The organism is Streptomyces sp. P9-A4 (genome assembly GCF_036634195.1).
In the GTDB taxonomy this organism is placed as follows: Bacteria; Actinomycetota; Actinomycetes; order Streptomycetales; family Streptomycetaceae; genus Streptomyces.
Map to the genome: position 1 here is coordinate 5,750,586 of NZ_JAZIFY010000001.1, position 19,690 is coordinate 5,770,275.

Here is a 19,690-nt window from a genome sequence, read left to right on the forward strand (position 1 = left end):
GGTCGATCACAGCGTCTCCGACTCTCCGTAGCATTGAGGTGACGGAGGGGGACGAACATGGAGGAGACGCGCGGCCTGGCGCGAGCGGGGAGTGGGGCAGCTCTAGGGGGTTCCCGGGGCGCCTGGCCCTCACGAGAGGCGCTGACCCGCCTGGGAGTGCCCCGGGGACGGATCGTCCTCGACTACTTCATGATCGCCGGCCTGAGTGTGCTGGTGCTGACCGGCTGTTACACCTCGGGGGCGTTCCATGGCTGGTACGCCCCCGTGCCTCCGGTCGGGTTCGGACTCTGTGTGGTGGCCGCCTTGCGCTATCACCACACGACCCTCGATCATCGGGCAGCAGCGTCGCTGGGACTCCTCTCGGTGATAGCCCTCTGCGGCCTGGGGGCCTACACGGCCGGTGCCCCGACGTCCGCCACCGTGCTGTGGATAGTCGTCTCGGTCATGGCCATGGAGCGGCTGCCGCTCCCGATGGGCCTGGCCACCGTGGCGGTGCTCGTCACCGGCTTCGTGGAGGCCGACGAGACCGGGGTGCTGGGAGCCGGCATCACCACCGTGGCCGTGCTCCTCGCGGGCTACTCGCTACGGCTGGACGCCCAGGCGCGGGGCGCGGGGTTCCAGCTGCTCGCCCAGGAGCGACTCGCCCGCGAGGCGGAGGCCGAGTCGGCGGCGCTCGCCGAGCGGGCCAGGATCGCCCGCGAGATACATGACGTGCTCGCCCACAGCCTCTCCGCGCAGATGGTGCACCTGGAGGTCGCACGGCTCCAGATCGAGTCGGGGGCGGAGCGCGCGGAGATCCTCAAGCTCGTGACCTCGGCCCGCGCCATGGCGCGGGAGGGCCTGGCCGAGACCCGGCACGCGCTGTCGGCGCTGCGCGGCGACATGGTGCCCGTCGAGGAGTACCTGCGGGAGCTGGCACGGGAGGGCCGGGCTCAGGTCGATGTCACCGGCCGGCGCCGCGACCTGCCCGCCGAGGCCTCCCAGGCGGTACGACGCGTCGCGCAGGAAGCCCTCACCAATGTCCTCAAGCACGCCCCGGGGGCCCGGACGAGGATCCGGCTCGCCTACGAGACGGACCAGGTCTCCCTGGAGATACGCGACTCCGGGCCGCCGCCGACGGCCGAGGACGGCCGGGACGGGCACGGGCTCGGTTCCTCGGGCTCCGGATACGGGCTGCGTGGCATGAGGGAACGGGCCGAGTTGCTCGGTGGCAGCCTGGACGCGGGACCCGAGGGCCCGGGGTTCGCGGTGCTACTGCGAGTGCCGGCATGAGCGCCCCGGGGAGGGGCGAGGGCCACCACCGGGAAGGCGGGCCGGCCGAGGTGAATCTGCCGGCCGAGAGGGGGCTGTCGGCCGAGGAGAGCCTGCGGGCTGAAGGGATGCGTGGGGCGGAGGGGGTGTCTGGTCCTGTTGTGCGGGTGGTGGTGGCCGACGATCAGGCCGTGGTGCGGGAGGGGATCGTGATGCTGCTGGGGCTGCTTCCCGGGGTCGAGGTCGTGGGGGCGGCCCGGGACGGGGAGGAGGCGGTCGCGCTGACCGCGGAACTCGGGCCCGATGTGGTGCTGATGGATCTGCGGATGCCCCGGTGCGACGGCGTCGAGGCCACGTGCCGGATCCGGGAGCAGTACCCCGGGACGGAGGTCGTCGTGCTCACCACGTATGCGGACGACGACTCGTTGTTCCCCGCGTTGCGGGCAGGGGCGCGGGGGTACCTGACGAAGGACGCGGGCGGGGAGGAGATCGTGCGGGCCCTGCGGGACGTGACCGACGGGCGGGCGGGGTTGTCGCCCGGCGTGCAGCGGCGGCTGCTGGAGCAGTTGTTGGAGCGAGGGGCGGGGCCCGCGGGGGAGTTGGCGGGCGGTGGCCCCGGGGCTGGTCACGGGCCGAGGCAGGGGGCACTGGGAGATTCAGGGACACCGGGAGCCTCAGGGGCGCCGAGGGGGCTCGGGGAGGGCGCAGGGGTGACGCGGGCGGGCGGCGGTGGGGTTGCCGCTTCGCAGGTCGACGGGCTCACGGAGCGGGAGACGGAGGTGATCGCGCTGGTCGCGGACGGGCTTTCCAATCAGGAGATCGCTGGCCGGCTGCGGATCTCCACGGCCACGGTCAAGACCCATATCAACAACCTCTTCGCGAAGACGGGGGTACGTGACCGGGCGCAGGCGGTGCGGTACGCATATCAGCACGGTCTGGTCAGGGCACCTGGGAAAAGAGTCACCTGATGGGGTGAAGAGAGGGAGGAGAAGAGTCCGGGATCTTCCCGCTCTGTCCATCCTTGGGCACGCGGCCGAAACGGTTCGCTGACAAGGAGAGTTGGTCGGTGGAGCAGGTGGACAAGCAGGAAGGGCTCGACGCCTCGGCGATGCGGGTCGACGACCCCTGGTACGACGCGACGGCCTCCGGCCGGGAGGACGGGCAGGAGGCCGGGGTGCCCGGCGAGGTCGGTCCGGGCCGTCCGGGGCGGCCGGGGCGGCCGGACGCGGTGCCGCGGCAGCGGGTCCACAGCGCGGCGGAGATCTATCTGGAGGTGCAGCGAAGCCCGGCCTTCCAGGAAGTGCGGGGCCGCTACCGCAGGTTCGTATTCCCGGCCACCCTCGCGTTCCTGCTCTGGTACCTCGCCTATGTGGTGGCGGCGACCGCCGCGCCTGGCCTCATGGCCCGGCCGGTGGCCGGGGCGGTAAACGTGGCGTTGATCGCCGGGCTGGGGCAGTTCCTCAGCACCTTCCTGCTGACCTGGGCCTATGCGCGGCACGCGCGGCTGCGCAGGGATCGGGCGGCGCTGGAACTGCGCTGGGACACGCAGGAGATGACCCGAGGGGTGGTGCGGTCGTGACCCGGGACCATCAGACGCTGTCGCTCCTTCTGTTCAGCGTCTTCATCGCCGTCACGCTGGGAATCACCACCTGGGTGAGCCGTAACCGGCACGGTTCGGCGGAGGAGTTCTATGCGGGGGGCAGGCTGTTCTCCCCCCTGGAGAACGGTTTCGCCATCGCCGGCGACTACATGTCCGCGGCCTCGTTCCTGGGGATCTCCGGGCTGATCGCGCTCTACGGCTACGACGGCATGCTGTACTCCGTCGGATTCCTGGTCGCGTGGCTGGTCGTGCTGTTGCTGGTGGCCGAACTGGTCCGCAACTGCGGGCGGTTCACCCTGGCGGACGTGGTGGCCGCGCGGATGGCCGAGCGCCCGGTGCGGATCGCCGCAGGGACGTCCTCGGTGGCCGTCTCCGTGCTGTACCTGGTGGCGCAGATGGTGGGCGCCGGAAGCCTGGTCGCACTGCTGCTCGGCGGCACCAGCGAGGCGGCCCGTTCCTGGATGGTGGTCGGAGTGGGAGCGCTGATGGTGATCTACGTGTCGCTCGGCGGCATGCGGGCCACCACCTGGATCCAGATCGTCAAGGCGGTCCTGCTCATGGCGGGCACGATCGCGCTGACCGTCCTCGTCCTGCTCCGCTTCCACGGTGACGTGAACAACCTGCTGTCCACCGCGGCCGAACGCAGCGGTCACGGAATGGGATTCCTCGCGCCGGGACTCCGGTACGGCGGGGACTGGACGGCCCGGCTCGACTTCATCAGCCTGGGGCTCGCCCTGGTCCTGGGAACGGCCGGCCTGCCGCACATCCTGTCGCGCTTCTACACCGTGCCGACCGCGCGGGCCGCGCGTCGGTCCGTCGTCTGGTCCATCGGGCTCATCGGGAGCTTCTACCTGATGACCATCGTGCTCGGCTTCGGCGCGGCGGCCCTGATCGGCCCCGAGGAGGTCCGCGCGTCCAACGCGTCCGGGAACACGGCCGTTCCGCTGCTCGCCCTCGACCTCGGTGGTGGTGCGGGTTCCACCGGCGGCACGGTGCTCTTCGCGATCGTGGCGGCCGTGGCGTTCGCCACGATCCTCGCCGTGGTCGCGGGGATCACGCTCGCCTCCTCGGCCTCCGTCGCCCATGACCTCTACGCCTCGCTGCGCCGCCGGCACGCGAAGCAGTACAGCGAGGTGACCGTGGCGCGGATCGCGGCGGCGGGGATCGGCGCGGCCGCCATCGGCCTCGGGCTGCTCGCCCGCGACCTCAACGTGGCCTTCCTCGTCGGTCTGGCCTTCGCCGTCGCGGCCTCCGCCAATCTGCCGGTGCTGCTCTACTCGCTGTTCTGGCGGAAGTTCACGACCCGGGGCGCGGTCTGGGCGGTGTACGGCGGTCTGATCCCCGCGGTGCTGCTGGTGCTGGTCTCGCCGGTCGTCTCCGGCAGTCCCGAAGCCCTGTTCCCGGGCGTCGACTTCCACCTCTTCCCGCTCCAGAACCCGGGAGTCGTCTCCATTCCGCTCGGGTTCCTCGCGGGCTGGATCGGGACGGTCATGTCGACGGAGCCGCCGGACGAGGCACGGCACGCCGAGACCGAGGTGAGGGCGCTGACCGGGGCGGGAGCCGTCTGACGGACCCGCCACCCGTCCGGGTCCCGGGCGGAGTGCCTCAGCCGGTGGCGGGTGGGGAGGCCGCCCAGGCGTAGCGGTGTTCGGGGCGGCCGGTCTCGCCGTAGCGGAGGGAGAGGCGTACCCGGCCGGTGCGTTCGAGGAGTTTCAGATAGCGCTGGGCCGTCTGGCGGCTGACGCCCGCGCGTTCGGCGATCTCCTGCGCGGACAGCGGGCCGTCGGCGGCGAGGAGTACCTGCCGGACCAGTTCGGCCGTGGTGGGGGAGTGCCCCTTGGGGAGGTCGGGGGCGACGGAGCCGGCCGACAGGACGCCGAAGATCCGGTCCACCTCGGCCTGTTCCGCCTCGCCGCCGCTCTCCAGGGCGTGGCGGAGCTTCGCGTACGCCTCCAGCTTGGAGCGCAGCCCGGCGAAGTTGAACGGCTTGACCAGGTACTGGAGGGCGCCGTGCCGCATCGCGGCCTGCACGGTGGCCACGTCGCGGGCGGCGGTCACCATGATCACGTCGCACTGGTGGCCGCGGGCGCGGAGTTCCCGTACGGCGGCGAGTCCGTTCTCGTCCGGCAGGTAGTGGTCGAGGAGGATCAGGTCCACCGGCCGCTCGGCGAGGACGGCGAGTGCCTCGGCGGTCGAGTGGGCCGTGGCGGCGACCCGGAAGCCGGGGACCTTGGCGACGTAGGCGGCGTTGATCCGGGCGACCAGCACGTCGTCGTCCACCACGAGCACGTCGATCATCGTGTCTCCTCGACGGGCCCGGGAGCCGCGACCGGCTCGTCGAGGGGGGCGGTGATCCGCCCCGTACTCGGGTCGGTGGTCGGCTCCGGTTCGGTCAGGGCGTCCGGGAGCACCACGGTGAACTCGGCGCCGCCCTCGGGTCCGTCCGCCACCCCCGCGCCGCCGCCCCGGCGCTCGGCGAGCCGGCGCACCAGGGGGAGTCCGAGCCCCCGCTTCCCGTGTGCCGGAAGGGCCTTCGTCGACCAGCCCTCGGTGAAGATCAGCTCGCGGCGGTCCTCGGGGACACCCGGGCCGCTGTCCGTGACCCGCAGCACGACCGTACGGCTCTCGGTGCGGAAGGCGATGTCGATACGGGCACCGGGGGTGCCGGCGGCGGCGTCCAGGGCGTTGTCGACCAGGTTTCCGACGACGGTGACCAGCTCGCGGGGGTCGACGAGCCGGTCCGGCAGGAGCGAGTCGGGGGTGAGCCGCAGCGAGACGCCGCGTTCGGCGGCGACGGTGGCCTTGCCGACCAGGAGCGCGGCGAGCAGCGGGTCGTGGACCTTCTCCGTCACCTGCTCGGCGGTGGCCCGGTGCACGCCGACCACCTCGGTGACGAACTCGACGGCCTCCTCGTGCATCTCCAGTTCGAGGAGACCGAGGAGGGTGTGCATCCGGTTGGCGTGTTCGTGGTCCTGGGCGCGGAGGGCGTCGATCAGGCCCCGGGTGGAGTCCAGCTCGCGCCCGAGGCGTTCCAGCTCGGTGCGGTCGCGGAGGGTCGCGACGGCACCGCCGTCGTCCGTCGGCATGCGGTTGGCGATCAGCACCCGCTGCCCCTGGACGGTGAGCAGGTCCTCGCCGGTCACCCGGCCTGCCAGCACATCCGCGGTGCGACCCTGCCCGAGGAGTTCGTCGAGCGGCCGGCCCGCGGCCTCGGGGCCGAGGCCGAGCAGCCGCTGCGCCTCGTCGTTCATGAGCCGCACGGAGCCGTTGCGGTCCAGGGCCACGACCCCTTCGCGGATGCCGTGCAGCATCGCCTCGCGCTCGGTGAGCAGCGCGGAGATGTCGGAGAAGGCCAGGTCATGGGTCTGGCGCTGGAGACGCCGGGAGATCAGGTACGCGGCCAGGGCACCTGCGGCGAGCGCGCCGCCCGCGTAGGCGAGGAGACCGGGGATCGCGGCGAGGAGCCGGTCCCGGACGCTGTCGTACTCAATGCCGACCGAGACCGCGCCGACGATCCGCCCGTCGGCGTCGCGCAGCGGCATCTTGCCGCGCGCCGAGCGGCCCAGGGTGCCGCTGTCGATCTCCATCACCTCGTGACCGGCGAGGACGTCGCTCGGGTCGGTGGAGACGATCCTGCCGATCTCGCGGGGATCGGTGTGCGACCAGCGGACTCCTCGGGTGTCCATGACCACGACGTACTCGGCGCCCGTGGAGGTACGGATTCGCTCGGCCTCCGTCTGCACCGGGCCGCGCGCGGAGGGCGGCGTGCCGGTGAGGTCCGCGGCGAGCCGGGGCGACGCTGTGGTGCCGGCGATGGCCAGGGCCCGTCGCATGGCCTGGTCGTCGAGCTGGGCGCTCAGCGGGGCCAGGAAGAGGCCGGTCGCGAGTACGGTCACGCCGGTGGCGATGGCCAGCTGCATCAGCAGGACCTGCGAGAACACCCGCCGCGGCCAGCCGAACCGCCGACGGCGCGCGAGGGGGCGCGAGGGGCTGGTCTGTGCGGGGCTCATGCCGGAAACGGTAAGGGGCCGCGCCCCGTGACCGGAAATGGTGCGGGGCGGCCCGCGGCGGAAGGGTGCGGCGGGGAGGGCCCGGCCGGGTGGGGCGGCGGCCAGGAGGAGGGGTGACAAGCTGCCGCAAGCCGCAAGCCGCAAGCCGCAAGCCGCAAGCCGCAAGCCGCAAGCCGCAAGCCGCAAGCCGCAAGCCGCAAGCCGCAAGCCGCAAGCCGCAAGCCGCAAGCCAAGGAACCGGAACCGCGAGCCGGCTGCCGTGTGCCCGGAGCCGCTCGCCCCCGTGCCTATTCTGGGGGTTTCCCACGGCCGTGGGTGCGAAGGAACCGGAGGCACGTCCCTTGACCACGCAGCAGATCCCCGTCGTCGTCCTGGCCGGGTTCCTCGGGGCCGGGAAGACCACGCTCCTCAACCATCTGCTGCGCAGCGCCCGGGGCACCCGTATCGGCGTCATGGTCAACGACTTCGGCGACATCGGCATCGACGCGATGACCGTCGCCGGGCAGGTCGGCTCCACCGTGTCCCTCGGCAACGGCTGCCTGTGCTGCGCCGTCGACGCGAGCGAGCTGGACGAGTACCTGGAGGTGCTCACCCGTCCCGAGTCCCGGCTCGACGTGATCGTGATCGAGGCGAGCGGGCTCGCGGAGCCGGAGGAGCTGGTCCGCATGGTGCTGGCCAGCGAGAACGAGCGGGTCGTGTACGGGGGGCTCGTCCAGGTCGTCGACGCGGCCGAGTTCTCCGCCACCCGGCAGCGACACCCCGGGACCGACCGGCACCTCGCCCTCGCCGACCTCGTCGTCGTCAACAAGGCCGACCGGGTGGAAGCGGACGAGCTGCGGAGCGTACGGGAGACGGTCGCCGGGCTCGCCGGGCGGGCCGCCGTGGTCGAGGCCTCCCATGGGCGGGTCGATCCGGAGCTGCTCTTCGACCGGGTCGCACCAGAAGGGGAGATCGAGGGCCAGATGTCGATCGAGGACATCCTGTACGGCTCCGAGGACGACGGCGAGGCCCATCCGCACGCGGGCTACGAGAGCCTGTCGGTGACGGCCTCGACGCCGCTGCACCCGCGCCGCCTGATGACCTTCCTCGACTCGCGCCCCGAGGGCCTCTACCGGATCAAGGGCTTCCTCGACTTCGGCGCCGCCGACCCGGACAACCGCTACACCGTGCACGCGGTCGGCCGCTTCCTGCGCTTCTACCCCGAGCCCTGGCCGGCCGGCGAGGAACGCCTCACCCAGCTTGTCCTGATCGGTTCCGGCGTCGACGCGGCCGGACTGCGCAAGGAACTCGCCTCCTGCGAGCTGAACGGCCCGCAGGACGCCCCCGACGAACACGGCATGTGGGGCGTCCTGCGGTATGTGCGGCGGACGGAGGAGGAGCCGGAGGCGTCCTGACGCCCCGGCTCGCCTCCGACTCCGATCCGGGCTAGCTGGCCGGGCCTGCCACCACGTCGACCGGCTGCGGCAGCGGCGTACCCGAACCGTCGCGGCGCGGGTCCACGTCCGGTAGGGACACCGGGGTGCCGGTCTTCTGGGCGGCGCGGGCCGGGGTGGTGCCCGCCCAGGCCATGATCAGCACGTCCTCGCCCTTCAGGAAGCGCTGGCAGCGGACACCGCCGGTCGCACGCCCCTTGCGCGGGTACTGGTCGAAGGGCGTCAGCTTCGCCGACGTGGCCGCCGACGAGTCCAGGGTTCCCGTGGAGCCCGCGACGGTGAAGACGACGGCGTCCGCCGCCGGGTCGACCGCCGAGAACGAGAGCACATCGGCGCCGGCCGTCAGCTTGACGCCCGCCATGCCGCCCGCCGGCCGGCCCTGGGGCCGTACCTGGGAGGCCGGATAGCGGAGCAGCTGGGCGTCGGAGGTGATGAAGACCAGGTCCTCCTCGCCCGTCCGCAGCTCGGTCGCGCCGACGATCCGGTCGCCCTCCTTGAGGGTGATGACCTCCAGCTCGTCCTTGTTCGCCGGGTAGTCCGGGACCACCCGCTTCACCACGCCCTGGAGCGTGCCGAGGGCGAGCCCCGGCGACGACTCGTCGAGCGTCGTGAGACAGATCACCGTCTCGTCCGTCTCCAGCGACAGGAACTCGGAGAGCGGTGCGCCGCCCGCCAGGTTCGGGGCGCTCGCCGTGTCCGGGAGCTGTGGCAGGTCGATCACCGCGATCCGCAGCAGCCGGCCGGCCGAGGTCACCGCGCCGATGTCGCCGCGCTGGGTGGCGGCCACCGCCGAGAGGATCAGGTCGTGCTTGACGCGGGGCGCCTCGGGGTCGACCGCGGGCAGCTCCGCCGTCGCCGTACGGGCCAGGAGTCCGGTGGAGGAGAGCAGCACCCGGCAGGGGTCGTCCGCGACCTCCAGGGAGACGGCCGCGACGGGCGCGCCCGCCGACTCCAGGAGGACCGTCCGGCGGTCCGTGGCGAACTTCTTGGCGACCCCGGCCAGTTCCGCCGAGACCAGCTTGCGCAGCTCCGCGTCGGAGTCGAGGATGCCGGTCAGCTCGTCGATCTCGCCGTTGAGCCGGTCGCGCTCGCTCTCCAGTTCAATACGGTCGAACTTGGTGAGGCGGCGCAGCGGGGTGTCCAGGATGTACTGGGTCTGGATCTCGCTCAGCGAGAAGCGCTCGATCAGGCGCTCCTTGGCCTGCGCCGAGTTCTCGCTCTCCCGGATCAGCCGGATGACCTCGTCGATGTCGAGCAGTGCGACGAGCAGGCCCTCGACCAGGTGGAGCCGGTCGCTCTTCTTGGTACGGCGGAACTCGGAGCGGCGCCTGACCACCTCGAAGCGGTGGTCGAGGTAGACCTCGAGGAGTTCCTTGAGACCGAGGGTGAGGGGCTGTCCGTCGACCAGCGCCACGTTGTTGATGCCGAAGGACTCCTCCATCGGCGTCAGCTTGTAGAGCTGCTCGAGGACCGCCTCGGGCACGAAGCCGTTCTTGATCTCGATGACCAGACGCAGGCCGTGGCTGCGGTCGGTCAGGTCCTTGACGTCCGCGATGCCCTGGAGCTTCTTGGAGCCGACCAGGTCCTTGATCTTGGAGATGACCTTCTCGGGGCCGACCGTGAAGGGCAGCTCGGTCACGACGATGCCCTTGCGGCGCGCCGTGACGGTCTCCACGCTCGTCGTGGCGCGGATCTTGAACGAGCCGCGGCCCGACTCGTACGCGTCCTTGATGCCGGACAGGCCGACGATCCGGCCGCCGGTCGGCAGGTCGGGGCCGGGCACGAAACGCATCAGCGTCTCGAGGTCGGCGGCCGGGTGCCGGATCAGATGGCGGGCGGCGGCGATGACCTCGCCGAGGTTGTGCGGGGGCATGTTGGTCGCCATGCCGACCGCGATCCCGGACGCGCCGTTGACCAGCAGGTTCGGGTACGCGGCGGGCAGCGCGACCGGCTCCTGCTCCTGGCCGTCGTAGTTCGGGGTGAAGTCGACCGTGTCCTCGTCGATGGACTCGGTCATGAGCAGCGCGGCCGGGGCCATCCGCGACTCGGTGTACCGCATGGCGGCCGGCGGGTCGTCGTTCCCGAGGGAACCGAAGTTCCCGTGGCCGTCGACCAGGGGCAGACGCATGGAGAAGGGCTGCGCCATGCGGACCATCGCGTCGTAGATGGACGCGTCGCCGTGCGGGTGGAGCTTGCCCATCACCTCGCCGACGACACGGGCGCACTTGACGAAGCCGCGGTCGGGGCGCAGCCCCATCTCGCCCATCTGGTAGACGATGCGGCGTTGGACGGGCTTCATGCCGTCCCGGGCGTCGGGCAGGGCACGCGAATAGATCACCGAGTACGCGTACTCGAGGAAGGAGCCCTGCATCTCGTCGACGACGTCGATGTCGAGGATTCGCTCCTCGAACGCGTCGTCCGGCGGCGGTGTCTTCGTGCTGCGGCGGGCCATCGCGGCTGCGGCTCCTTCACCAACAAGGGTTGATCTGACGCGGACCATTGTGGACCGTGCCACCGACAACGCCGACCGCGACCCGGAAGAGGGACATCTCGAAGGGGCGGGAACTTCGCCAGGTGTCGGCGCGCTTGCATACAGTGGCAGGACTTTTTCACATCGCGATCGAAGGGACGTACATGCCCATGGGTCACACGGCCACGGCCGAGGCCGGCTCCGGCGGCCTGACAGCGACCGAGCACCGGTTGGCGAACGGCCTGCGCGTGGTGCTCTCGGAGGACCACCTGACCCCGGTCGCCGCGGTCTGCCTCTGGTACGACGTCGGCTCGCGCCACGAGGTCGAGGGCCGCACCGGCCTCGCGCACCTCTTCGAGCACCTGATGTTCCAGGGCTCGAAGCAGGTCCACGGGAACGGGCACTTCGAGCTGGTGCAGGGCGCCGGCGGCTCGCTCAACGGCACGACGAGCTTCGAGCGCACCAACTACTTCGAGACCATGCCCACGCACCAGCTGGAGCTCGCGCTCTGGCTGGAGGCCGACCGCATGGGCTCGCTGCTCGCCGCCCTGGACGACGAGTCCATGGAGAACCAGCGGGACGTCGTCAAGAACGAGCGCCGCCAGCGCTACGACAACGTGCCGTACGGCACGGCCTTCGAGAAGCTGACCGCCCTCGCCTACCCGGAGGGCCACCCGTACCACCACACCCCGATCGGCTCCATGGCCGACCTGGACGCGGCCACCCTGGAGGACGCGCGGAACTTCTTCCGCACGTACTACGCCCCGAACAACGCGGTGCTGTCCGTCGTCGGCGACATCGACCCGGAGCAGACCCTCGCCTGGGTCGAGAAGTACTTCGGCTCCATCCCTGGCCACGACGGCAAGCCCGCACCGCGCTCCGGCGACCTCCCCGAGGTCATCGGCGAGCAGCTGCGCGAGGTCGTCGAGGAGGAGGTCCCGGCCCGCGCGCTGATGGCCGCCTACCGGCTGCCGCACGACGGCACGCGCGAGTGCGACGCCGCCGACCTGGCCCTGACGGTGCTCGGCGGCGGCGAGTCCTCCCGCCTTCACAACCGGCTGGTCCGCCGTGACCGCACGGCCGTCGCCGCCGGCTTCGGCCTGCTGCGGCTCGCCGGGGCGCCGTCGCTCGGCTGGCTGGACGTCAAGACGTCCGGTGGCGTCGAGGTCCCGCAGATCGAGGCGGCCGTCGACGAGGAGCTGGCCCGCTTCGCCGCCGAGGGCCCCACGCCCGAGGAGATGGAGCGCGCCCAGGCGCAGTTGGAGCGCGAGTGGCTCGACCGGCTCGGCACCGTCGCGGGCCGCGCCGACGAACTGTGCCGCTTCGCCGTGCTGTTCGGTGACCCGCAGCTCGCCCTGACGGCCGTGGACCGCGTCCTGGACATCACCGCCGAGGAGGTGCAGGCGGCCGCCGCGGCCAAGCTGCGCCCCGACAACCGCGCGGTGCTGGTCTACGAGCCCCTGGCGACCGAACAGAGCGAGAGCGACAGCGACGAGGAAGAGGGGGCGGACCAGTGACCGACACTGCCGCGTCTTTGACGAGCATGGACTTCCACCCGCAGCCGGCGCCCGGTGTCGCCCGCCCCTGGGCCTTCCCGGCCCCGGACCGCGGCGCCCTGGACAACGGTCTGACGCTGCTCACCAGCCACCGTCCCGGCCAGCAGGTCGTGGCCGTGGAGATCTTCCTGCCGGCCCCGCTGGACGCCGAGCCCGCCGGGCTCGACGGCGTCGCGACCATCATGGCCCGTGCGCTCTCCGAGGGCACCGACCAGCACAGCGCGGAGGAGTTCGCGGCGGAGCTGGAGCGCTGCGGCGCCACGCTCGACGCGCACGCGGACCACCCGGGCGTACGGGTCTCCCTGGAGGTCCCGGTCTCCCGGCTGCACAAGGCGCTCGGGCTGCTCTCCGAGGCCCTGATCGCCCCGGCGTTCCTGGACACCGAGGTCGAGCGTCTGGTGCGCAACCGGCTGGACGAGATCCCGCACGAGACGGCCAACCCGGCCCGTCGCGCCGCGAAGCAGCTCTCCAAGGAGCTGTTCCCGGCCGAGTCCCGGATGTCCCGGCCGCGCCAGGGCACGGAGGAGACCGTCGAGGCGATCGACGCCGCCGCCGTCCGCGCCTTCTTCGAGGCGCACGTCCGGCCCGCGACGGCCACCGCCGTGGTCGTCGGCGACCTGACCGGCGTCGACCTGGACAAGGTCCTCGCGGAGACCCTGGGCGCCTGGACCGGCGAGCCGGCCGAGCCGCTCCCGATGCCGCCGATCACCGCGGACGACACCGGACGGGTCGTCATCGTGGACCGTCCGGGCGCCGTCCAGACCCAGTTGCTGATCGGCCGCATCGGCGCCGACCGGCACGCCCGCGTCTGGCCGGCCCAGGTGCTGGGCTCGTACTGCCTCGGTGGCACCCTCACCTCGCGACTCGACCGGGTCCTGCGCGAGGAGAAGGGCTACACCTACGGCGTGCGGGCCTTCGGGCAGGTGCTCCGCTCCGACGCCGAGGGGAACGGCGCCGCGATGCTCGCCATCAGCGGTTCCATCGACACTCCCAACACCGGCCCGGCTCTCGACGACCTGTGGAAGGTGCTGCGCACCCTGGCCGCCGAGGGGCTCACGGACGCGGAGCGCGAGACGGCCGTGCAGAACCTGGTGGGCGTCGCGCCGCTCAAGTACGAGACGGCCGCCTCGGTCGCCGGGACGCTCGCCGACCAGGTCGAGCAGCACCTCCCGGACGACTACCAGGCGCAGTTGTACGCGCGCCTGGCCGAGACCGGCACGGTCGAGGCGACCGCGGCCGTGGTCAGCGCCTTCCCGGTGGACCGGCTCGTCACCGTCCTGGTGGGCGACGCGGCCCAGATCGCGGAGCCGGTGCGCGCGCTCGGCATCGGTGAAGTGACGGTCGTGACCGGCTGATTCCGGTCGCCGAACCGGCAACGGAGAACCCCGACGGGATGGTTCGTCGGGGTTCTCCGCTTTGTCCGTATTGACGGTAAGTCTCATCGTATGGCCTGTGGCATGTCTTACAAAAAGCGTGTCTGGTTGGTGATCGACAGGCGATCCGCATAGCGTCGGTGCGGCTGTTCGTCAGTTGCACGCGCCGCATCCGCGGCATCGGACAGTCATCGCCGAGTCCCCGTCAGGCGCGAGCCTGGGGAGCCGGGGACCCACACGTAGTCCCTGGGGTGAATCGGGCGCCTTCGTCTCGTACGGAGGGGCTCGTAGGAGACCTTCCTGCTCCGAACCCGTCAGCTAACCCGGTAGGCGAGAAGGAAGGAAAGGACCAGCCCCTCCATGGCGTTCACCCGTGCCACCGGGAAGCATCGTGCTCCGAGCCGGACGGCGCGCCGCACGGCGGGTATCGCCGGCGTCGCGACGCTCGCCACCACCGGCGTCATCGGAACCCTCGCCTCCCCGGCGCTCGCCGCCGACACGGACAACCGCTCCGTCGAGGACACCGGCCTCACCCGGGTCATCACCGAGGACTCCCTCGCGGACCGGCTCAACGCCCAGGCCGACGCCCAGGACCGGGAGGCCTTCGAGGCCGCCGCCAAGGCGAAGGCCCAGGCGGAGGCGAAGCGCAAGGCCGAGGCCCGCGCCAAGGAGATCCGCCAGGCCAAGGAGCGCGCCGCCCGCGAGGCCGAGCGCCGCCGTCTGGCCTCCTTCCAGCTCCCCGTCGACGGCTCGTACGTGTCCACCGGCTACAAGACCGGCGGCTCGCTCTGGTCCTCCGGCAGCCACTCCGGCATCGACTTCCACGCCGCTTACGGCAGCAACGTCGTCTCCGTCGGCTCCGGCACCGTCGTCGAGGCCGGCTGGGGCGGCGCGTACGGCAACAACATCGTCATCCGGATGCACGACGGCACGTACACCCAGTATGGCCACCTGTCCTCCATCGACGTCCACGTCGGCCAGAGCGTCGAGCCCGGCCAGCACATAGGCGTGTCCGGCTCGACCGGCAACTCGACCGGCCCGCACCTCCACTTCGAGGCGCGCACGAGCCCCGACTACGGCTCGGACATCAACCCGCTGTCCTACCTGCGCGCCCGCGGCGTCAACGTCTGACACCGACGGCGCGCATCGCAAAAGCCCCGGCTCGTGCTGAGCCGGGGCTTTTCGTCGGTCAAGAACCCTTCACATTCCGTGCGGCCATCGGAAATACCGGCGGGCTGCAATAGAGTCGGAGACCGGGCGCGGAAAGGCGCCGATCGAATTGTCTCGCGCGACCAAGGCGGAGGTCGGACATGCGCATTCCCGCGCACTCGGTATGCACGGCGATCCGGGACGACATCGTCTCCGGCGTCTTCGAGCGGGGGAGCCGGCTGACCGAGGACCTGCTCGCCCGTCGGTACGGGGTGTCCCGCGTCCCGGTCCGTGAGGCGCTGCGCACCCTGGAGTCGGAGGGCTTCGTCGTCACCCGCCGTCACGCGGGGGCCCAGGTCGCCGAGCCCACCGAGCAGGAGGCGGCCGATCTGCTCGACATGCGGGCGCTGCTCGAACCGCTGGGGGCGGCGCGGGCGGCCCAGCGACGTACGGAGGCGCATCTCAAGGTCCTCCGCGGCCTGGTCAGGCTAGGTCAGGAGCGGGCCAGGCGCGGCCAGGGCGAGGATCTGCGCTCACTCGGCGGCTGGTTCCACGAGACGCTCGCGCAGGCCTCCGGGAGCCCCGCCCTGACGGCGCTGCTGACCCAGCTACGGCACAAGATCGCCTGGATGTACGCGGTCGAGCAGCCCGAACGACTGGTGGAGGCCTGGGCCGAGCACGGCGCGATCGTGGACGCCGTGGCGCGCGGTGACGCCGAGCGGGCGAGGGCGCTGACGGCGCTGCACGCGGAACGCTCGCGGGCGCTGCACCGGCTCAAGAGGCCGGACCGGGGTCGTGTGAGGGTTTCGCAACATGTCGTCAACACGGCGAGCGCCCGGAATTAACGAGGGCGCCGTATACAAGGAATGGGAATTCGGCGGGGTATTTCGGGGTGCCCGTAATGCCTCTTGCTGTCGTCCGTCCTTTTGTGCTGCCGGGGAACCGGGCGGCACGGGAGGGCGAAAGAGGGCGAGTGAAAGCCAGGCGGAAAGCGAAGGGCCGTGCCCGCCGGGATTCCGGCGGGCACGGCCCTTCGTCGTACGGGTGGGTCGGGTGGACCCGGATCAGACGGTCTCGGGGAGCTCGTCCAGGCCCTCCGCGACCAGCTTCGCCAGGCGGTCCAGCGCGACCTCGGCGCCGTCGGCCTCCGAAGCGAGGACGATCTCCTCGCCGCCCTGCGCGCCCAGACCGAGCACCGCGAGCATGGAGGCGGCGTTCACGGGCGTGCCGTCGGACTTGGCGATCGTCACCGGAACGCCGGAAGCCGTGGCGGCACGGACGAAGATGGACGCGGGGCGGGCGTGCAGGCCCTCGGCCCAGCCGACGTTGACGCGGCGCTCAGCCATGGTGTTGCCCTTCAAGTCTTAAGCGGTTGTCTAGACCAGTCTCTCACGGGATGCTCCGTGCTCACGCCGACCTTTGGACCCGGATCGGACCGCCTTTTGGCCCTCCCGTGCCGCGCCCGGCGTGCTCCTACCTTGCACGGCGCACCCCTGCCGCGCGACCGATGTCGCCGCCGTGTCGCGACCGTGTCGTGACCGGTGCCTGGGCCGGTGCCGCGACCGGTGCGGTGGCCGGTGCCGTGGCCGTGTCCCGGCCTTAGGCTGACCCCATGCAGAGCACGTCGGAGCAGTCGGAAGCGGCGGACCAGCCGGACCACAGCTACCCCGACCACTGGGAAGCGGACGTGGTGCTGCGCGACGGAGGCACCGCGCGCATCAGGCCCATCACGGCCGACGACGCCGAGCGGCTCGTCAGCTTCTACGAGCAGGTCTCGGACGAGTCGAAGTACTACCGCTTCTTCGCCCCCTATCCGCGGCTCTCCGCCAAGGACGTCCACCGCTTCACCCACCATGACTTCGTGGACCGGGTGGGCCTCGCGGCGACCGTCGGCGGCGAGTTCATCGCCACCGTGCGCTACGACCGCATCAACGACCGGGGACTGCCCGCCTCCGCCCCGGCCGACGAGGCCGAGGTCGCCTTCCTCGTCCAGGACGCCCACCAGGGGCGCGGAGTCGCCTCCGCCCTGCTCGAACACATCGCGGCCGTCGCGCGCGAGCGGGACATCCGCCGCTTCGCCGCCGAGGTGCTCCCCGCCAACACCAAGATGATCAAGGTCTTCACGGACGCGGGCTACACCCAGAAGCGCAGCTTCGAGGACGGGTCCGTTCGGCTCCACCTCGACCTCGAACCCACCGACCGCTCCCTCGCCGTGCAGCGCGCCCGGGAACAGCGGGCCGAGGCGCGCTCCGTACAACGGCTCCTCACCCCCCGGTCCGTGGCCGTCGTCGGCGCCGGGCGCGCCCCGGGCGGCGTCGGCCGGACCGTACTCCGCAACCTCCTCGGCGCGGGATTCACCGGACGCGTGTACGCGGTCAACGCGGCGCTGGGGGAGGGCGGCGGGAGCGCAGCCGGTGCCGCGGAGTTCGACGGCGTCCCCGCGTACCCCTCCGTCGGCGCCATCGGGGAACCCGTCGACCTCGCGATCGTCGCCGTCCCGGCCGAACGGGTGCCGGAGGCCGTCGCGGACTGCGGCGAGCACGGGGTGCGCGGTCTCGTCGTCCTCTCCGCCGGATACGCCGAGAGCGGGGCGGCCGGACGCGAGCGTCAGCGTGAGCTCGTACGCCAGGCACGCTCGTACGGCATGCGGATCATCGGACCCAACGCCTTCGGGATCATCAACACCGCCACCGACATCCGCCTCAACGCCTCCCTCGCCCCGCAGATGCCGGCCACCGGGCGGATCGGGCTCTTCACCCAGTCCGGCGCGATCGGCATCGCCCTCCTCGCCGGGCTCCACCGGCGGGGTGCGGGCCTCTCCTCCTTCATCTCGGCCGGCAACCGCGCGGACGTCTCCGGCAACGACTTCCTCCAGCACTGGTACGACGATCCAGGGACCGATGTCGTCCTCCTCTACCTGGAGTCCATCGGCAACCCGCGGAAGTTCACCCGCCTCGCCCGCCGTACCGCCGCCGTCAAGCCGGTCGTCGTCGTCAAGGGCGCCCGGCACAGCGGCAGCGCCCCGCCCGGCCACCGCGTCCCGGTCACCCGTATCCCGCACGCCACGGTCTCCGCGCTGCTCCGTCAGGCGGGGGTCATCCGCGTCGACACCGTCACGGAGCTGGTCGACGCCGGGCTGCTCCTCGCCGCCCAGCCGCTGCCCGCCGGGCCCCGGGTCGCGATCCTCGGCAACTCCGAGTCCCTCGGCCTCCTCACGTACGACGCCTGCCTCACCGAAGGGCTGCGCCCGCTGCGGCCGCTCGACCTGACGACGGCGGCGGAGCCCGCGGACTTCCGGGACGCGCTCGCGGCGGCGCTGGCTGACGAGACCTCGGACGCGGTCGTCGTGAACGCGATCCCGTGGGTCGGGGAGAACGGCGCCACCGAGTTCGGCGACGGGGAGGTCCTCGCCGCCGCGCTCAGGGAGGCGGTCGCCTCCGCCCCGGCTCCGACGAAGCCGGTCGTCGTCGTCCACGTCGAGATGGGCGGCCTCGCGGAGGCCCTGGCGGTCGCGACGAGCACGCGGCCGGTGCAGCCGGGACGGGCTGTGGGAGCGGTGACGGGGCTGCGCTCCGCGTCGCCGTCGCCGTCGCCGACGCCGACGACGCCGGTGCGGGCGGGGTCGGGGTCGGGCCCGGACAGGGCCTCCACCGGCCCGGACCAGGCGGGGTCGGGCCCCGGCCAGGCGCGCTCCGGCCCGGACCATGCACCTTCCGGCCCCGGCCGTACCCCCACCGGCCCCGGCCCGGCCGCGGCCGAGCCACCGAGCGATGCCGTCCCGCACCCCGCCCCGCCCGCCACCATCCCCGCCTACCCCGCCGCCGAGCGGGCCGTGCGGGCGTTGGCCGAGGCCGTGCGATACGGGCAGTGGCGGCGGCAGGCGGCCGAGCCGGGGCGGGTGCCCGAGTACGAGGACATCGACGAGGCCGGGGCCGCCGCCCTCATCGAGCGGGTGCTCGGCGGCGCGGAGGCCGACGTCCGGGGGGTGACCCTCGGCACCGAACAGGCCGGGGAACTGCTCGCGCGGTACGGGATCGCCGTCCTGCCGACGCTGCCCGCGCCGACCCCCGACGCGGCGGTCGCCGCGGCCGGCCGGCTCGGCTACCCGGTGGCCCTCAAGACGACCGCCCCGCACCTCCGCCACCGCCCCGACCTCGGCGGCGTACGGCTGGACCTGGCGACGGAGCAACAGCTCCGCACGGCGTACGCGGAGCTGACCGAGGTCCTCGGCAAGCCGGAGGAGCTCCAGCCGGTCGTCCAGGCGATGGTGCCCCGGGGCGTCGACACGGTCGTGCGCTCGGCGATCGACCCGGCCGTCGGCGCGGTCCTCTCCTTCGGTCTCTCGGGCGCGGCGTCGGAACTGCTCGGTGACGTCGCCCACCGACTGGTTCCGGCCACGGACCGGGACGCCGCCGAACTGGTCCGTTCCCTGCGCACCGCACCGCTGCTCTTCGGCTGGCGCGGCTCCGCCCCGGTCGACACCCCGGCTCTGGAGGAGATCCTCCTCAGGGTCTCCCGGCTCGTCGACGACCACCCCGAGGTGATCGCCGTCTCCCTCGAACCGGTGGTCGTGGCTCCCCGCGGACTCTCCGTCCTCGGCGCCACCGTCCGCCTGGCCCCACCGTCACCCCGCACCGACCTCGGGCCCCGCAGCCTGCCGAACTACTGACGGGCCGCGGACGGGTGATGTCCGTGGGGCACGGCGACGAGGCGCACCGGCGTCGGCCATGGCTGCCGAACAGGCCGACCGGGGCGCCCGCCCACCGGTTCGAGTGGTGTGACGAGCCCTGCGGGCGGTGCCGTTCCGCCCCGATGGAGTCAGATGTCACAGCCCCCGCGCTCCCGAAC

At 72.4% G+C, this 19,690-nt stretch carries 14 protein-coding genes and 1 riboswitch; of the genes, 10 read left to right on the top strand and 4 right to left on the bottom strand.

The features are described from left to right. Nucleotides 1-57 precede the first annotated feature (57 nt). From V4Y03_RS25955 to V4Y03_RS25970, 4 genes are all read left to right on the top strand, one after another. Nucleotides 58-1,272: a sensor histidine kinase gene (locus V4Y03_RS25955; protein ID WP_443079825.1), complete on the top strand. Its 1,215-nt coding sequence runs from the start codon at nt 58-60 to the stop codon at nt 1,270-1,272. A 107-nt stretch (nt 1,273-1,379) separates the two neighbouring features. Then, nucleotides 1,380-2,219 (top strand): response regulator transcription factor, encoded by an 840-nt coding sequence (locus V4Y03_RS25960; RefSeq protein WP_332437266.1) that lies wholly within the window; start codon nt 1,380-1,382, stop codon nt 2,217-2,219. A 140-nt stretch (nt 2,220-2,359) separates the two neighbouring features. Then, nucleotides 2,360-2,830, top strand: a complete 471-nt coding sequence (locus tag V4Y03_RS25965; protein ID WP_443079889.1) for a DUF485 domain-containing protein — start codon at nt 2,360-2,362, stop codon at nt 2,828-2,830. After that, entirely contained in the window at nt 2,827-4,419 is a 1,593-nt protein-coding gene (locus V4Y03_RS25970; protein ID WP_332436445.1) for a solute symporter family protein, read from the top strand. The genes V4Y03_RS25965 and V4Y03_RS25970 overlap by 4 nt, the downstream gene beginning before the upstream one ends. Nucleotides 4,420-4,456: 37 nt before the next feature. Here V4Y03_RS25970 and V4Y03_RS25975 read toward each other — a convergent pair whose 3' ends face one another. Together V4Y03_RS25975 and V4Y03_RS25980 are read right to left on the bottom strand one after the other, a co-directional pair. Beyond that, entirely contained in the window at nt 4,457-5,149 is a 693-nt protein-coding gene (locus V4Y03_RS25975; protein ID WP_317875832.1) for a DUF7342 family protein, read from the bottom strand. After that, nucleotides 5,146-6,861: a sensor histidine kinase gene (locus V4Y03_RS25980; RefSeq protein WP_317875833.1), complete on the bottom strand. Its 1,716-nt coding sequence runs from the start codon at nt 6,859-6,861 to the stop codon at nt 5,146-5,148. Before V4Y03_RS25980 ends, V4Y03_RS25975 begins: the two co-directional genes overlap by 4 nt. Before the next feature lie 341 nt (nt 6,862-7,202). Here V4Y03_RS25980 and V4Y03_RS25985 point away from each other — a divergent pair, with 341 nt between their 5' ends. Further along, nucleotides 7,203-8,255 carry a CobW family GTP-binding protein gene (locus V4Y03_RS25985; protein ID WP_317876640.1) on the top strand — a complete coding sequence of 351 codons (1,053 nt, stop codon included), beginning with the start codon at nt 7,203-7,205 and terminating at the stop codon, nt 8,253-8,255. 31 nt (nt 8,256-8,286) lie between these two features. On the opposite strand, the gene V4Y03_RS25990 is transcribed toward V4Y03_RS25985, so the two are convergent. Next, a complete protein-coding gene (locus tag V4Y03_RS25990) occupies nt 8,287-10,746 on the bottom strand; it encodes a DNA gyrase/topoisomerase IV subunit A (protein ID WP_332436446.1) in 2,460 nt (819 codons plus the stop codon). Between the two features lie 182 nt (nt 10,747-10,928). Between V4Y03_RS25990 and V4Y03_RS25995 the strand changes: the two genes are divergently transcribed. The 4 genes from V4Y03_RS25995 to V4Y03_RS26010 all read left to right on the top strand — a co-directional run bounded on the left by V4Y03_RS25995 (nt 10,929) and on the right by V4Y03_RS26010 (nt 15,687). Next, entirely contained in the window at nt 10,929-12,281 is a 1,353-nt protein-coding gene (locus tag V4Y03_RS25995; RefSeq protein WP_317876642.1) for a M16 family metallopeptidase, read from the top strand. 26 nt (nt 12,282-12,307) lie between these two features. Beyond that, on the top strand, nt 12,308-13,675 hold the full coding sequence (locus V4Y03_RS26000) for a M16 family metallopeptidase (RefSeq protein WP_317876646.1): 1,368 nt from the start codon (nt 12,308-12,310) through the stop codon (nt 13,673-13,675). A gap of 200 nt (nt 13,676-13,875) precedes the next feature. After that, nucleotides 13,876-14,041: riboswitch (cyclic di-AMP (ydaO/yuaA leader) on the top strand. Nucleotides 14,042-14,053: 12 nt separating this feature from the next. After that, nucleotides 14,054-14,824, top strand: a complete 771-nt coding sequence (locus tag V4Y03_RS26005; protein ID WP_317876643.1) for a M23 family metallopeptidase — start codon at nt 14,054-14,056, stop codon at nt 14,822-14,824. Nucleotides 14,825-15,003: 179 nt separating this feature from the next. Further along, nucleotides 15,004-15,687: a GntR family transcriptional regulator gene (locus V4Y03_RS26010; protein WP_332436447.1), complete on the top strand. Its 684-nt coding sequence runs from the start codon at nt 15,004-15,006 to the stop codon at nt 15,685-15,687. 219 nt (nt 15,688-15,906) lie between these two features. Here the strand turns inward: V4Y03_RS26010 and V4Y03_RS26015 are convergent, their stop codons facing one another. Beyond that, entirely contained in the window at nt 15,907-16,188 is a 282-nt protein-coding gene (locus V4Y03_RS26015; protein WP_024754966.1) for an HPr family phosphocarrier protein, read from the bottom strand. Between the two features lie 266 nt (nt 16,189-16,454). Between V4Y03_RS26015 and V4Y03_RS26020 the strand changes: the two genes are divergently transcribed. Further along, a complete protein-coding gene (locus V4Y03_RS26020; protein WP_332436448.1) occupies nt 16,455-19,511 on the top strand; it encodes a GNAT family N-acetyltransferase in 3,057 nt (1,018 codons plus the stop codon). Nucleotides 19,512-19,690: the final 179 nt, after the last annotated feature.

Coding starts and splice junctions, on each gene's coding strand:
- V4Y03_RS25955 (WP_443079825.1), top strand. CDS start 58: ATGGAGGAGACGCGCGGCCTGGCGCGAGCGGGGAGTGGGGCAGCTCTA.
- V4Y03_RS25960 (WP_332437266.1), top strand. CDS start 1,380: ATGCGTGGGGCGGAGGGGGTGTCTGGTCCTGTTGTGCGGGTGGTGGTG.
- V4Y03_RS25965 (WP_443079889.1), top strand. CDS start 2,360: ATGCGGGTCGACGACCCCTGGTACGACGCGACGGCCTCCGGCCGGGAG.
- V4Y03_RS25975 (WP_317875832.1), bottom strand. CDS start 5,149: ATGATCGACGTGCTCGTGGTGGACGACGACGTGCTGGTCGCCCGGATC.
- V4Y03_RS25980 (WP_317875833.1), bottom strand. CDS start 6,861: ATGAGCCCCGCACAGACCAGCCCCTCGCGCCCCCTCGCGCGCCGTCGG.
- V4Y03_RS25990 (WP_332436446.1), bottom strand. CDS start 10,746: ATGGCCCGCCGCAGCACGAAGACACCGCCGCCGGACGACGCGTTCGAG.
- V4Y03_RS25995 (WP_317876642.1), top strand. CDS start 10,929: ATGCCCATGGGTCACACGGCCACGGCCGAGGCCGGCTCCGGCGGCCTG.
- V4Y03_RS26000 (WP_317876646.1), top strand. CDS start 12,308: ATGGACTTCCACCCGCAGCCGGCGCCCGGTGTCGCCCGCCCCTGGGCC.
- V4Y03_RS26005 (WP_317876643.1), top strand. CDS start 14,054: ATGGCGTTCACCCGTGCCACCGGGAAGCATCGTGCTCCGAGCCGGACG.
- V4Y03_RS26010 (WP_332436447.1), top strand. CDS start 15,004: ATGCGCATTCCCGCGCACTCGGTATGCACGGCGATCCGGGACGACATC.
- V4Y03_RS26015 (WP_024754966.1), bottom strand. CDS start 16,188: ATGGCTGAGCGCCGCGTCAACGTCGGCTGGGCCGAGGGCCTGCACGCC.
- V4Y03_RS26020 (WP_332436448.1), top strand. CDS start 16,455: ATGCAGAGCACGTCGGAGCAGTCGGAAGCGGCGGACCAGCCGGACCAC.